Raw genomic sequence first — 13,939 nt, forward strand, 5'->3', positions numbered from 1 at the left:
CGTGCGCGTAGGAATAGCGGGCGGCGGGATCGCGGGTCTGACGCTGGCCTGGTTACTGGGCGAGAGCCACGAGGTGCTGCTGCTCGAAGAACGGCCAAGGCTCGGCGGGAACGCGGAGTCCGTCCAGACGACCGTACGAGGCGGTACCTGTGTCATCGACCTCGGTGTCAGGGAGACACCCGTAGAGTCGTCTCCGCTCTGGCGGCACATGGCGGCGTCAGTGGGTATTCCTGCGGGGGATCTGGTGGAGACCACGTCCTCTCGCGTGGTGTTCCGCGAGCGCGAGCGCTCGGCCCTGTGGGTCTCCGCCGCGGACCCCACCGACACGGTGCGGCCGGTCACGGCCGGCGGCCCGGCGTACCGGGCCATGGCCCGCTTCGCCGAGGAATCCGCGCGGTGGGAGGCGGAGGGGGTGTCCTGGGACCTCACGCTCGACGAGGTCCTGAACTCCTGGTCGCTGCCATCGTCCTCGGTGGAGCACCTCCTGTGCGCACTGCCGGCTTCGCTCCACGGCTGCACACTGGACGAGGTACGGACCCTGTCCGCGCGGGCAGTAGGGGCGACCCTCACCCCACCGGACGCGGTTCCCCGAACGACGTACCTGCGTTTCGGGGCCACGTCCCTCGTCCACGGACTCGCTGCGGGCTCCCCTTCGGTCAGGATACGACTGGGCACCGGCCTGCTGGCGGTGCGCCAAGCAGGGACGGGCTTCGAACTCGTGGACGGAGCCGGGGCCGTTCACCCGGTGGACGCGGTGGCCCTGGCCCTTCCGGCGGACCGTGCCCTGACCGCACTCTCCGGTCTGGCAGGCACGAGTGCCTGGCAAGCCGCGCTGAACTCCGTCGCGTACCGGAAAGTGACCTACGTCCTGCACCGCGACCCGTACGGGATGCCCGAGGACCGGCACCTGTGGTCCGCCGGCAACACGACCGTGGACGAGCACCGGAGTCAGACGACGACCTGGTACGGCCCCTCGCTGGGTGTCGACCTGTTCGTCAGTCAGGTCGATCACCGCAGCGGGCGGCCGCGCGAGGAACTCGCCCGCTCCTCGTTCCGGACGACTCTTCCCACCCCGGCGGCCTGCCGGGCGCGGCAGCGGCTGGGCGAGATCGAAGCCGGGCAGCGCCTGCTCTTTCTCGGACATTGCACGACCCCGGTGGAAACGCAGGAAGCGGCCATGAGATCGGCTCTGGCCGTGGCACTTCACCTCGCGCCCCGCGGCGCACGGCCGCGGAGGCTGCGCGACTACCTGGAAGGCGGATGACTGATGCGGCATGGCAGCAGTACCACGTATTCCCGGGCTCAGGTGGCCCGGCAGGTGATCCCTTGCATCGACGTGCGCGACGGCGTGGCGACCGACCCGTCCGGAATCCCCGGTCTCGCCGATCCCCTCGACGTCGTAGGCATCGCCGTCGGCTACGCGCACGACGGGGCAGGCCAGTTGTTCCTGGATGTCGTCGACCCCTGGGCTGCCGTCGGCTACCTGCCGGACCTCCTGCGCGAGTTGCACAAGACCGGTCTGGAACTGCTCGTCTCCGTGCAGCACGGAGTCTTGCCGTCGCCTGCGGAGTGTGAGGACTTACTGTCCGCGGGCGCGGACGCGCTCTCGGTCAGTACCAGTATGGTCGAGGAGCCCGACCGGGTGGCGGACGCGGTCCGCCTGCTGGGGGGACGACGGTTCGTCGGCGTCGTGAACTGCTCCGGGGACCGGCAGCGGGGATGGCGGGTGCTCGTCCACGGCGGCGCCACCCGCACAACTACGGACGCGCTCACGGTGGCCCGTCGGTTCGGCGAGCTGCGTCTGCGCGCGCTGCTCGCCAACAACGTGGACCGTGAGGGCACGGGCATCGGTTACGACCTGGATCTGACTCGCGCCACCGCCCGCGTGTCCCAACTCCCGGTCATCGCCTCCGGCGGCGCGGGCTCCGCGGAGCAACTGGCCGACGCGCTGCGCAACGGCGACGCCGCCCACGTACTCGTCAACAAGGTCGTCCACAGCGGCCGGGAGACGATCGGTTCGCTGAGCGAGGAACTGTGCCGACGCCTCCACGGAGAAGAGGGCTGATCGTGCGGGCCTTGGCTTTTCGCGAATACGGCGAACCTTCCCATGTGCTCCGCCTGTTGGACCTTCCACGGCCCGAACCGGGGCCGGGTGAGGTGCGGGTACGGCTCTCCGCCCGCCCGGTCAACCCCTCGGACCTCCTGTTCGTCCAGGGATCCTACGGTCGCGACGCACGCTTCACCCTGCGACCGAACGGTGGCGGCCAGGAGAGCGGCTGGGCTGTCGCCGGGTTCGAGGGCGCAGGCATCGTGGACGCTCTGGGCCCCGGGACGAACGGCCCTGTACCAGGCACCCTCGTGGCGGTCTCCGCCACGGGGACCTGGCAGGAGCACGTCTGCGTACCCGGCACCTCGGTGATCCCGGTCTCACGCGGCGTTTCCGCCGAGGCCGCCTGCCAGCTCACCGTGAACCCCTTCACCGCCCACCTGCTCGTGCGCGACATCGCCCTCGGCCCCGGCGACACACTGCTCCTCACAGCGGGTGCCTCCGCAGTGAGCCGAATGGTGATCCACCTGGCGAGCGAGCGCGGTGTCCGGTGCCTGCCCGTGGTCAGGCACCGCGAGCAAGCACGCGCGCTGACCCGCCCGGGTACGCGGCCCCTGACGGTCGGCTCCGCCGACGCTCTCCCCGGGGCGGTGCGAGGCACCCTGGAACACGGCCGAGTGGACGCGGTGCTGGACGCGGTCGGTGGGGCTCTCGGCACCGCGGCGCTGCGGTGCCTGCGTCCCGCCGGGCGGTTCGTCTCCTACGGCATGCTGTCCGGTCACCCCCTCCTGGTGCGTCCCGACGACCTGGTCTTCCGACAGGTGAGCATCAGCGGTTTCTGGTTGCCCGCCCGTATGGAGCGTCTGGGCGAGCGCGAGCTGAGCACCCTCACCCGGCAAGTCCAGGAAGCCGTCGTGCGTGGCCTGCCCGGCCTCGATGTCGCGGAGCGCCGTGACCTCGCGGACTTCCAGTCCGCACTCGAACGCACGATGCGGCCCGGACGCGGCGGAAAGGTCGTGCTCACTGGCTGATCACGACCGCTCCCGCACGCGCCGACCGGACCTCTCACGAAAGGACGCACGCATGCCGTCGACGGCGCCCACCCCGGACGGCCGCACCCCCGGGCACGTCCGCGCATACGACGACACCCGTACCGGCTACCCCCGCGACGTCCTGCTCCCGGACTTGTTCACCCAGCGGGTACGGCAGTCCCCCGACAGCGAGGCGCTGGTGTGGAGCGGCGGCCGCTGGACGTTTCGGGAACTCCACGACAGGGTGCTCCGCGCCGCCGAACGGTTACGGGCCCGCGGCGTGGGCAACGGTGACGTCGTCGCCGTGCTCCTGAACCGCTCCCCGCAGTCAGTGGTGACCACGCTCGCCGTCCTGGAGGCAGGCGCCGTCCACCTGCCCCTCGACCCCGGCACCCCCGGCAGACGGCTCGCCGCGATGATCCGGGACGCCGCTGCGAAATGTCTGGTGACCCTGCCCGGCGCCGCTGTCCCTTCGTCCCTCCCGCTCGTCCGTGTCACCACCCACGAGCTGGAAGGGACATGGGCGGCCCGGACGGAACCGTGCCGCACCACGGGACGGCTGGCGACAGACGCCGCGTACCTCATCTACACCTCCGGCTCGACCGGTGTGCCCAAGGGCGTGCTGTGCCACCACCGGGGGCTGGTCCGCTTCGTGACCGCCGACCATCCGGCGGTTCCCGGGCCTGGCGACCGCCTGCTCGCCACGGCCAGCCCGACGTTCGACGTCTCCTGCTACGAGATCTTCTGCACCTTGCTCAACGGAGCGTGCCTGGTGCTGCCGGAACCCGACGTCCTGCTCGACACGGAGGCGCTGGCGCAGTGCCTGCGCGATCAGGGCATCACCACCCTGTGGCTGGCTGCCGGGCTGTTCCACGTTCACGCCGGATCCGCGCCCCACATGTTCTCCGGACTGCGCTGTCTGATGGTAGGCGGCGACTCGGTCAGCCCCGGCGCAGTCCGCGCCGTACTGGCCCACGGCGCGCCGGGCGCCATGGTCAACGGCTACGGGCCGACGGAGAACGGAGTCATCAGCACCTCGTACACGGTTCGCGACCTGTCCGAGCAGGCGGAGCTCGTACCTATCGGCAGGCCGGTACCCGCCACCACCGTCCACGTGGTCCGACGCGACGGCAGCCTGGCCGAGGCCGGGGAGGAGGGGGAGCTGTGGGTGGGCGGGGACGGCGTGGCGATCGGCTACCTCAACGACCCGGAACGGACCGCGGAGCGCTTCGTCCCCGACCGTTTCGGTGACGATCCGCGCGGCCGCCTCTACCGGACGGGCGACATCGTGCGCCGGCGGGACGACGGCGTGCTGGAGTTCCTGGGGCGCACGGACAGGCAGGTGAAGCTGCGGGGCTTCCGGATCGAGCTGGACGAGGTCGAGGCTGTGCTGTGCGGCCATCCAGACGTCCGGGAGGCCGCTGTCGACATGCTGGGCGAAGGACCGGGGCAGCACTTGGGCGCGGTCGTGGTCGGCCAGCCGGGCATTGACGGCACCGTCCTGGCCGCGCGTCTGCACGACCACGTCCGGGGCCGCCTGCCGGCCCACATGGTGCCCAGCAGGCTGGTCTGCGTCCCGGACCTGCCGCTGACGACGAGCGGCAAGGCGGATCACGCCCGCCTCATGGCCCGGCTCACGCAGCCGGCGGCCGGTGGATGCGGGGGCGGAGCGCCGGCACGCGCGGACGAGAGGGCCGTCGAGCGGATCTGGTGCGAGGCGCTGGACAGGGAAACCCTTGGCCGGGAGGACGACTTCTTCGCTTTGGGCGGCACCTCGCTGACGGCGACACACGTCGCCGCGGCCACCCGCCGCCACTTCGGCATCGCCCCGGCCAACGGCAGTGCCCTCGTCCGCGAGCTGCTGAACAATCCGACCCTCGGGGCTTTCACGGAGCGGGCGCGGCATCTCGCCGAGCAGGGGACGGCGCGGGCATCACACACCAAGCCGGACTTCCACGCGGAAGCGCGACTGCACCGGGCGATGCCCTTCACCGGGCCCCTGCCCCAAGCCGGAAACCCCGGACGGGCGTTCGTCACCGGTTGCACCGGCTTCCTTGGCGTCCATCTCGTCGATCGGCTCCTGCGGGCCGGTGCGGAACACCTGTACTGCCTCGTCCGCACCCGGGACAAAGCGTACGGCGCCGCGCGCATGGCTGCCCGGATGCGACGCTACGGCCTGGACCCGCACATCCTGGGCGGCCGGGTCACGGTGGTCCCCGGCGACCTGTCCACCGAGCGGTTCGGGCTCGACCGCGCCGCCTGGGAGCGGCTGGCACAAGACACCGATCTCGTCGTGCACTGCGGCGCACGGGTCAACTTCGCCTACCCCTACGAAGCGTTGGCTCCTGACAACGTCGGCGGCACACGTACGGTCATCGAACTGGCCGCCACGCACCGGCTCAAACCTCTGCACCACATCTCCACCGTCGATGTGCTCGCCGGCCTTGGCCTCGCGGGCGTCCGACACGCGACGGAGCGCACGCCGCTCGCCCATCCCGACCGGCTGCCAGGCGGTTACGCGCAAACCAAGTGGGTCGCCGAGAAGCTGGTGGCGGAAGCCGCGCGTCAGGGGCTTCCCGCGTCGATCATCCGCCCATGCGAGGTCACGGGCACCAGTGACCGGGGGGTGTGGAACGCCGACACCCTGATGTGCGCGCTGTTCCGCACGATCGCGCAAGGCGGCGAGGCCCCCGACGTGCCGTTGCCGCTCGACCTCATCCCCGTGGACCACACGGCGGACGTGATCACCCGGGTGGTCACCCACCAGCATCCCGACGGCCGCGTCTACCACCTCACCAATCCCGACCCGGCACGCCTGTCCCTGCTCGTGGACCGTCTGCGTGCCATGTCCTACCGGGTGCGCACGGTCACATACCAGGACTGGGTCTCCGGGGTCGTCCGGGCGATCGATACGGACCCCCGGCACCCGATGACGCCGTACCTCCCCCTGCTCGTCGAGTCCGCGTCCGGCACGGGCCTCGCCCCCGAGCAGCCGTACTTCACGAGCACGTTTCCCCGGCTCGGCCGCGACAACACCGGCCGTGTGTCGACGGACGCCGGGCTGGCCTGCCCGCCGGTGGACGCCCGGCTGATCGACCTCTACCTCCGACGTCTCCGGGAGAGCGGGTACCTACCGCCACCGGAAGCCACCGACGTCGTCGCCTGAGGCGTACACCCACCCGAACCGGCGACGGTCGCCCGTCGCCGACCACCACCGAAGGGAATCACATGACCACCCGAAACCACACCGACGCCAAAGCCCTGGCGGAAGACGTCCGGCAGCGCCTCACCGGCGAAGCGCCCGGCAGCCCGCTCATCCTGGCACCCGTCACGGGCCCCGGCGTCCTGGAACCCCTGCGCCGTCTGGTCGCGGTCGAGTACCAGGCCCACCCGGTCGAACTCGTCGCGTACGGCACCCTGCTGGCCCGGTTCCCCCACCGGCCCGCCGCCGAACTCTGGGTGACTCTGGCACGCATCGTCCACGAGGCCACGCCCAAGCTGCGCGAGGTAGCCCGGGCCCTCGGGATGTCCGAGACCGACCTGGCGGGCCGGACGGCGGACGGCGGCGCCTACTCCTTCCACGGCGCCATGTCCTGGATCGCCGCATCCGGCAGCCAGAGCGCGGCAGCCCTGGCCGCCCACACCGACATGAAGGTCTACTACTCCGGCGCCACCGCCGTCGCACGACGCCTGCGGGAGACGGGCGCCCCGGTGCCGCAGGAGTTCCTCGACTACTACGACGACCCCGGCGACGGCGCTCTGGAGGAACTCGCCCTGGCCGTCGCCCAGGACGGCCTCGACCGCGGCGACAACCCCCAAGAGGCGCTGTTCCACGCCCACCGCGTCTCGGACGCGCTGCTGGGCGTCTGGAAGGCCACGACGGCCGACCCGGCCTGAACCAGTGAACCTGCGGCGCCGGAACGACCACCCCGGCACCGCACGACCTACCGAAAGGAAGCCGTCTTGAACGGCACCGACGAATCGACGTACGAGGTACTGCCGAGCCGCCAAAGCGATCCGTTCCGAGACCACGTGGTCCGGGCCTACGAGGACTCCCCGGCAGACTGGCAGAAGGTCATCGGCGAGCAACTGCACTTCCAGTGGGGCGTCTTCGGTCATCCGGACGCGCCTCGCCCCGTGTCCCTCGACGAGGCAGGGCTCCGGTACCTGGAACAGCAACTCGCCCTCGCCACAGGCGAGAGGACCGGACACACGCGCCCGCAACGCATCCTGGACGTGGGATGCGGGTGGGGAGCGACGCTGAGGCACCTCGCGCAGGTCTTCCCCGGCTGTCCACGCCTGGACGGCGTGAACATCAGCGCCGAGCAACTCGCGCACTGCGCCGGCCTCGTGCGCGACGTGCCCCGACCGGGCCGCGTCCGCCTGTATCTGTGCGACGCCGCCGACATCGCCGAGCTGCCCGACCCGGAACAGCCCTACGACCTGGCGCTCGCCCGGGGAGTCATCACGCACCTCCCCCCTCGGGTGTACGAGGCCGCGACCGCGGCGCTGTCGCGGCGCATGCGGCCGGGGTCGCTGCTCGTCGTCTCCGAGACGCTCTACAGCGAGGAGTTCCTGGCCCGTGAGCCGCGGCTGCCCGCGGACGCGGACCACCTGGCGCTGGAGCACCGCAAGTCGCTGCGCTATGTCACCGACATCATGCGGGACAACGGCTTCCGGATCAGGGACGAGCGAGTGCTGCCCTGCGCGGAGGACGCCGCCCGCTGGGTGCTGGAGCTCAAGAGCAACATCGACGTCCACTTCCCCAAGGAGGCGAGCCCACCCCTGGAGGCGATTCGGCGCATGGCCGCGGATTTGGCGGTCGCCCTGCTCCGACGGGAAGCGTCGGTCCACAGCATCGTCGCCGAACGAATTCCCGCATAGGGCACTCGGTACCGGCCTCCCTTGGCGCGGCGCCGAGCGGCCCCTCCTGGGCGGCGGATCGTGAGGTCCGCCGTCACCGCGGCGCCGTGCGGCAATTCCCGTACGCGCGCCCGACATCTCGCCCCGGGTACTGGCGCGCAAGGTGCCCGACGGGCCGAACCGCACACATCCGCGTCAGCCATCAGCGGATGACGCCGGAGAACGACGACCTCGACCACCTAACCGAATCCAAGGAGTCGACGTGGCAACACCAGGCGAAACCACCCCCACCTCCCTGCCCCAGCATGCTCATGACTGGAATCAGGTGTCCGCGACCTACCCCCGGACGGCCACCATTCCTCTGCTCTTCGCGGAACAGGCCGACGCCCGGCCCGAAGCAACGGCCGTCGAATGGGCGGACGGCGCATGGACTTACCAGGAGCTGGCAGCACGAGTCCGGCGCGGCGCCACGGCGCTGCGGGCGCACGGGATCGGCGCCGGGGATGTGGTAGGGGTGGCAATGCGGCGGTCCCCGGCGGCGGTGGCCGCCATCCTCGCGGTCCTGCACGCGGGCGGGGTGTATCTCCCGCTCGGTCCGGATCAGCCCGCCGACCGGCTGACCGGGATCATGCGGGACGCCGGCGTCCGGGTGGCTGTGCACGGTGCGGACGAACCCGTGGAGGTGCCGGACTCCACGACCGCCGTCTGCGCCGACGACTTGTTCGGTGGCCCCGAGGACGCCGATCCCCGGTGGTGGGGTGAACGTGCCGCCGATGAAGCGGCGTACGTCATCTACACATCGGGATCGACCGGCGCTCCCAAGGGCGTGGTGTGTCCCCACCGCGGCCAGACCAGGCTGGCCCGCGGGGCGGGGGAACTGCGCATCCGGCCCGACGACCGCGTCCTCGCCACCACCGATCTGACGTTCGATGTCTCCTGCTTCGAGATCTTCGCCACTCTGCTGAACGGCGCCTGCCTCCTCCTCGCGCAGGACTCGGAGCTGCTGGACTCCAAGGCGCTGGAGAACGTGGTGAGCGGCCGGGGCGTCAGCGTGATGTGGCTGAGCGCGGGCCTCTTCCACCAGCACGCCCACGTCGCACCCCACCTCTTCGCCGGGCTGCGTCTTCTCGTCGCGGGCGGTGATGTACTCAGCCCTCGCGCCGTGCGGGCCGTTCTGACGGAGAGCCGGCCCGCCGTGTTCCTCAACGGCTACGGGCCCACCGAGAACTCCTCCTTGTCCACCGTCTGCCGGTTGGACGAGCTGTCCTCGCAGGCCGAGAACGTGCCCATCGGGGTGCCGGTCGCGGGCTCGACCGCCTACGTGGTGCGTGAGGACGGCACGGTCGCCGCCCCCGGTGAGACGGGCGAACTCTGGGTCGGCGGGGATGGTGTTGCACTGGGGTATCTCGGCGATCCGCACAGGACGGCGGAACACTTCGTCGAGGACCGGTGGAGCCCCGCCGACATACGTGGACGGCTCTACCGCACCGGCGACATGGCACGGTGGCGCGAGGACGGAGCGCTCGAATTCCTCGGGCGGCGCGACCGGCAGGTCAAGATCCGCGGTTACCGCGTCGAGCTGGACGAGGTCGAGTCCGTGCTGTCGGCACATCCGAACGTGCGTCAGGCGGCGGTCGATGTGGTCGGCGAAGGGGCGGGGCAGCGGCTGATGGCCGCTGTCGTGGTGCACAGCGGACGTGACCAGAAGGACCTCACGGCTCACCTGCACGAGCACGTACGCGACCGGCTGCCCAGCTACATGACGCCGACGCGCATCGCGCTGGTGGACGCACTCCCCCTCACCTCCAGTGGCAAGGTCGACCGCAGGTCGCTGTCCGCCCTCGCCACACCCGCCGCTTCGGCCCGCGACGACGCGCCCCGCGGAGAGGTGGAGGAGATCCTCGCGAGCGTGTGGCGCGATGTCCTCAATGCGGACATGGTCGGACGCGATGCGCACTTCTTCGCTCTCGGCGGTACGTCGCTGCGTGCCACACAGGTCACCGCCGCGGTGCGCGAACGCCTCGGAGTGCCGGCCGAGTTCGGGCGTGCGATGATCCGCAGCCTGGTCGCGGACCCGTCCCTGCGGGACTTCGCCGCGACGGTGCAGGATTTACTCGACGGTCACGAGGAATCCACCGCCCCGGACACCGACTTCGCGATCGAGAGCCGACTCGACCCGGAGCTGCGTTACACCGCGCCCGCGACGGCCGCGGCCCGGGTCCCGCGCCAGGTGCTGCTGACCGGCTCAACCGGCTTCCTGGGGGTCTACCTCGTCGACCGGCTGCTGCGGGAGGGCGTGGAGCGAGTACACTGCCTGATCCGCGCCGACGACCCACCTCGGGCCCTCGCGCGGCTGGCGGCCAGGATGCGGCGCTACGGCCTCGACCCCGAACCGCTGCTGGACCGTGTCGTCCCCGTCTGCGGAGAGCTGGCCGAGCCGCACTTCGGGCTGTCCGACGAAGAGTGGGACCGGCTCGCCCGTGAGATCGACCTGATTGTGCACTGCGGCGCCCGGGTCAACTTCGCCTACCCCTACCACGCGCTCGCGCCGATCAACGTCGGTGGCACCCGCACCGTCCTGCAGCTGGCGGGCGAGCACACCACCAAGCCGCTCCACTACATCTCCACCATCGCGGTGATCGCCGGGTTCGGCACCGCCGGTGTGGCGCACGTCGACGAGAACACGCCTCTCGACCACGCCGACCGCTTGTCCCTGGGCTACCCCGAGACCAAATGGGTCGCGGAGAACCTCGTCGTCGAGGCCGGACGACGCGGCCTGCCCACGGCCGTCCACCGCCCCTACGAGGTGACCGGCACCGTGGACCGGGGCGTGTGGAACACCGACACCATGATGTGCGCCCTGTTCCGGACCATCGCCGAGACCGGCCTCGCCCCGGACATGGCCCTGCCGCTGGACTTCGTGCCGGTGGACTACACCGCGGACGCGATCACACACCTCATCACCCACCAGGAACCCGACGGCCGCGTCTACCACCTCACCAACCCTCGCCCCGCCCGCCTGCCGCTGATCGTGGAACGCCTGACCGCCATGGGATATCCGGTACGGACCGTGCCCTACGACGCGTGGACGGAGATGCTCGCCAAGCTGACGGCCCGGCTGCCCGACCACCCCATGGCCCCATATGTCGCCATGTTCATCGAACCGGCCCGGGACAGTGAGGTCTCGGTCAAGCAGATGTACACCGACGGTGTCTTCCCCGCCTTCAGCCGCCACAACACCGACGCCGCACTCGCCGGCAGCGGACTTGTCTGTCCGCCCGTCGATGCCGGGCTGCTCGACACCTACCTGCGCGAATTCAGGCGCACCGGGTTCCTTGCGCCGCCATCCGCATCCAACCGCGCCGCATCTGATCCCGGGGACATCGCATGACGTCGCGCCACCATATCGGCATGTCGCATAAGTTGTCGGGTGTCTCCTACAGTCTGCGTGGGCCGCTCGCGGCACAGGCCGAACGCATGCGAGCCGCCGGGGAGGACGTACTCACGCTGAGTCTCGGAGACCCCGCCACGCACGGTCTGCCACCCGCCCGTGAAGTGGTGCAGGCGGTACGTGACCGCCTCGACGACTCCTGCGGATACAGCGGCGCCGCCGGGCTCCCGGACGCCCGTGACGCGGTGGCCCAGCACTACCGCGGCAAGGGACTCGACACCGTACGGTCGTGCGACGTCTACCTCGGCAACGGAGTTTCGGAACTCGCACCGCTGTCCCTGCACGCGCTCCTGGACCCCCACGACCAGGTTCTCATCCCGGCACCGGACTATCCCATGTGGACCGCCTCAGTCGTCGTGGCAGGCGGGCGGCCGGTGCACTATCCGTGCGACGAAGCCTCCGACTGGTACCCGGACCCGGGTGACATCGCCCGCCGGGTGACCGACCGGACACGGGCCATCGTGGTGATCAACCCCAACAACCCCACCGGCGCAGTATGGCCTCGCGGGGTCCTCGACGGCATCGCCGACATCGCCCGCAGGCACGGCTTGGTCCTCCTGGCCGACGAGATCTACGCCGACTTCCTCTACGACGACACCCGTCACACGCCGCTCGCGAAGTGCGCCCCGGACGTACCCTGCCTGACGTTCGGAGGGTTGTCCAAACGCAGCCGTATCCCCGGCTACCGCATGGGATGGCTGGCACTGACCGGTTGCCGCGGCCCCGCGCGCGACTACGTCGCCGCGCTCGACACCCTCGCGTCGCTGCGGCTGTGCCCGAACGTTCCCGCGCAAGGCGCCGTGGCAGCCGCGCTGCGCATCGACGACACAACGGCGTTGACCGCCCCAGGAGGTGCACTGTGCCTTCGACGAGACCACCTGTGTCGCCTGCTCGCCGACATCCCAGGCGTACGAACCGTCAAACCCCGCGGCGCGTTCTACGTCTTCCCCCGCATCACTCCCGGTCAGTACCGTCTGGGCGACGACGAGAGCCTGGCCTCCGACCTGCTGCACGAGGAGGGGCTGTTCCTCGTCCCCGGATCCGGCCTCGGACCGGTTCCATCCGGCCACCTGCGCATGGTCACCCTGCCCCCGCCCGACGTCCTCACCGAAGCGACCACCAGGCTGGCCCGTTTCCTTGAGCGCCGCAGAACAACCGGCCCGTCGACGACGAACCGTGGCAGCTCGCCCAGGCCCCGCCTCCGTAACGGTGAGGAGCGTCAGCCTCCTGCCTGAGGAGCACGACGGCACCCCGCCTGGTGCAGCACCTCACCAGCTACGCCGGCCCGCTCTCATCTGCGCTGCAAACGACTCGACTGCCTCATCCCACGGTATGGAATTCCGCGGTGTTGTTGAAGGCTTTCGTGTCCACCTGGATCAGGGCACCGGTCTCCCGCTGCCAGTTCGGTGCCTCGTCGCGTATGTGTTCCACGAGGTCCTTGGTCTTCTCGTCCGCCGGGCCCTTCTTCGGCACGACCTGGACGACCGCGCTCTTGCCGCCGTCGAGGAACTGCGGCCTGCCGACCGCGGCGACGCCCTCGGTGGCCTTCAGCTCCTTGGTGAGAGCGGTTGTACCCTGCCGGGGTCATCCGTGTGCGAGGTGTCCGCGAGGATCAGCAGCAGGCCGTTGAAGCCTGGGCCGAACTTCTCCGAGACGACGTCGTACGCCTTGCGTCGGGTGCCGTCGACGGCCGCGGAGCCGTTGTCCGGTAGGGCGGGCTGGAGGTCCTGGCGGGTACAGCGACGGCGAGCAGGCCGACCAGCACGGCGAGCAGGGTCGGCATCGGACGCCGTACGGCGGCACGGCCCCAACGTTCGCCGGAGGGCCGCCGCCCGCCGTGGTCCGGCTGCTGCGTGGCGCGCTCGCGGCGGGCGGCACGCGAGCCCGGCTTCGGGCACAGCCACTCTCCGGCGAAGCCCATCATCGCGGGCAGCAGGGTGGTCGAGACGGCGACCGCGATCAGAACGGCGCCGGCCCCGGCCAGCCCCATCACGGTCAGAAAGGGGGGTCCCGTTCCCGGTCGGGCGGAACGTGCAGCGGGCCGCCCGGCTTGTGGCGGTAGGCACTCGCCAGGCCCGGCGCGCTGTCACGCGGTCCCGCACCGCCAGGCGGCCCCCCGGCGTCCAGGGCGCCGGCGTCAACGGTGTCCCAGTGGTCTGCGTACGGGGCGAAGGCGCGCAGTACGGATTCGTGCAGCAGGTCCAGCGCCCTGGGGTCGTCGGCCCACAGCTGGGCGTGACCGGCCACGGTCCGTCGAAGGGTTCGGGCGGGTGGCTCCGTGGTGCCGGCAGCAGCTGGGCGGCCAGCCGGGCGCGGTTCCACAGGCTCACGGCGACGCCGCCCGGTGTGCGTGCAGCAGCTGCCGGGCGGCGTCGACGGTTTCCGGGAGGCGGCGCTGATCGGGCAGCCGGAAGACCACGGTCCGGGTCAGCCCGGGGCGGGAATGCAGCCACATTTCGGCGGACACCACGACACCCGGGCCCCCTGGAGGATGAACCGTTCCGGGTTCGGTAGGGACTCGATCATTTGAGAGGATCGAGTCATGGC

At 70.9% G+C, this 13,939-nt stretch carries 12 protein-coding genes; 8 read left to right on the forward strand and 4 right to left on the reverse strand.

Annotated features, from left to right (window positions below; all coding sequences use genetic code 11):
• The first annotated feature begins 1 nt into the window (after position 1).
• From AB0B40_RS33620 to AB0B40_RS33655, 8 genes are all read left to right on the forward strand, one after another.
• Positions 2 to 1,264, forward strand: a complete 1,263-nt coding sequence (locus AB0B40_RS33620) for an NAD(P)-binding protein (RefSeq protein WP_362267305.1) — start codon at positions 2 to 4, stop codon at positions 1,262 to 1,264.
• 54 nt (positions 1,265 to 1,318) lie between these two features.
• Positions 1,319 to 2,065, forward strand: a complete 747-nt coding sequence (locus tag AB0B40_RS33625; RefSeq protein ID WP_362267307.1) for a HisA/HisF-related TIM barrel protein — start codon at positions 1,319 to 1,321, stop codon at positions 2,063 to 2,065.
• An 11-nt stretch (positions 2,066 to 2,076) separates the two neighbouring features.
• A complete protein-coding gene (locus AB0B40_RS33630) occupies positions 2,077 to 3,078 on the forward strand; it encodes a zinc-dependent alcohol dehydrogenase family protein (RefSeq protein ID WP_362267309.1) in 1,002 nt (333 codons plus the stop codon).
• A 52-nt stretch (positions 3,079 to 3,130) separates the two neighbouring features.
• Entirely contained in the window at positions 3,131 to 6,244 is a 3,114-nt protein-coding gene (locus AB0B40_RS33635; protein WP_362267310.1) for an amino acid adenylation domain-containing protein, read from the forward strand.
• A 62-nt stretch (positions 6,245 to 6,306) separates the two neighbouring features.
• Positions 6,307 to 6,975, forward strand: coding sequence for a hypothetical protein (locus AB0B40_RS33640; protein ID WP_362267312.1), 669 nt, complete (start codon positions 6,307 to 6,309; stop codon positions 6,973 to 6,975).
• Positions 6,976 to 7,041: 66 nt separating this feature from the next.
• Complete coding sequence (locus AB0B40_RS33645; protein ID WP_362267314.1) at positions 7,042 to 7,962, forward strand: class I SAM-dependent methyltransferase; 921 nt, start codon at positions 7,042 to 7,044, stop codon at positions 7,960 to 7,962.
• Between the two features lie 241 nt (positions 7,963 to 8,203).
• Entirely contained in the window at positions 8,204 to 11,332 is a 3,129-nt protein-coding gene (locus tag AB0B40_RS33650) for an amino acid adenylation domain-containing protein (protein ID WP_362267316.1), read from the forward strand.
• Between the two features lie 20 nt (positions 11,333 to 11,352).
• The gene (locus tag AB0B40_RS33655; RefSeq protein ID WP_362267318.1) at positions 11,353 to 12,627 is read left to right on the forward strand and encodes an aminotransferase class I/II-fold pyridoxal phosphate-dependent enzyme; all 1,275 of its coding nucleotides are present in this window, start codon (positions 11,353 to 11,355) and stop codon (positions 12,625 to 12,627) included.
• Between the two features lie 85 nt (positions 12,628 to 12,712).
• Here the strand turns inward: AB0B40_RS33655 and AB0B40_RS33660 are convergent, their stop codons facing one another.
• The 4 genes from AB0B40_RS33660 to AB0B40_RS33675 all read right to left on the reverse strand — a co-directional run bounded on the left by AB0B40_RS33660 (position 12,713) and on the right by AB0B40_RS33675 (position 13,847).
• Positions 12,713 to 12,865: a hypothetical protein gene (locus AB0B40_RS33660; protein ID WP_157854636.1), complete on the reverse strand. Its 153-nt coding sequence runs from the start codon at positions 12,863 to 12,865 to the stop codon at positions 12,713 to 12,715.
• Positions 12,866 to 13,004: 139 nt separating this feature from the next.
• On the reverse strand, positions 13,005 to 13,382 hold the full coding sequence (locus AB0B40_RS33665; protein WP_362267320.1) for an MMPL family transporter: 378 nt from the start codon (positions 13,380 to 13,382) through the stop codon (positions 13,005 to 13,007).
• A gap of 5 nt (positions 13,383 to 13,387) precedes the next feature.
• A complete protein-coding gene (locus AB0B40_RS33670; protein WP_362267322.1) occupies positions 13,388 to 13,639 on the reverse strand; it encodes a hypothetical protein in 252 nt (83 codons plus the stop codon).
• 79 nt (positions 13,640 to 13,718) lie between these two features.
• Positions 13,719 to 13,847 (reverse strand): hypothetical protein, encoded by a 129-nt coding sequence (locus AB0B40_RS33675; protein ID WP_362267323.1) that lies wholly within the window; start codon positions 13,845 to 13,847, stop codon positions 13,719 to 13,721.
• Between the last annotated feature and the right edge of the window lie 92 nt (positions 13,848 to 13,939).

The sequence above is a fragment of the Streptomyces sp. NPDC042638 genome, assembly GCF_040647235.1.
Taxonomy (GTDB): domain Bacteria; phylum Actinomycetota; class Actinomycetes; order Streptomycetales; family Streptomycetaceae; genus Streptomyces; species Streptomyces rameus.

Excerpts from the sequence above, each read along its gene's own strand:
- AB0B40_RS33655 (WP_362267318.1), top strand. The coding sequence starts at position 11,353 with ATGTCGCATAAGTTGTCGGGTGTCTCCTACAGTCTGCGTGGGCCGCTC.
- AB0B40_RS33640 (WP_362267312.1), top strand. The coding sequence starts at position 6,307 with ATGACCACCCGAAACCACACCGACGCCAAAGCCCTGGCGGAAGACGTC.
- AB0B40_RS33675 (WP_362267323.1), bottom strand. The coding sequence starts at position 13,847 with ATGTGGCTGCATTCCCGCCCCGGGCTGACCCGGACCGTGGTCTTCCGG.
- AB0B40_RS33665 (WP_362267320.1), bottom strand. The coding sequence starts at position 13,382 with ATGGGGCTGGCCGGGGCCGGCGCCGTTCTGATCGCGGTCGCCGTCTCG.
- AB0B40_RS33635 (WP_362267310.1), top strand. The coding sequence starts at position 3,131 with ATGCCGTCGACGGCGCCCACCCCGGACGGCCGCACCCCCGGGCACGTC.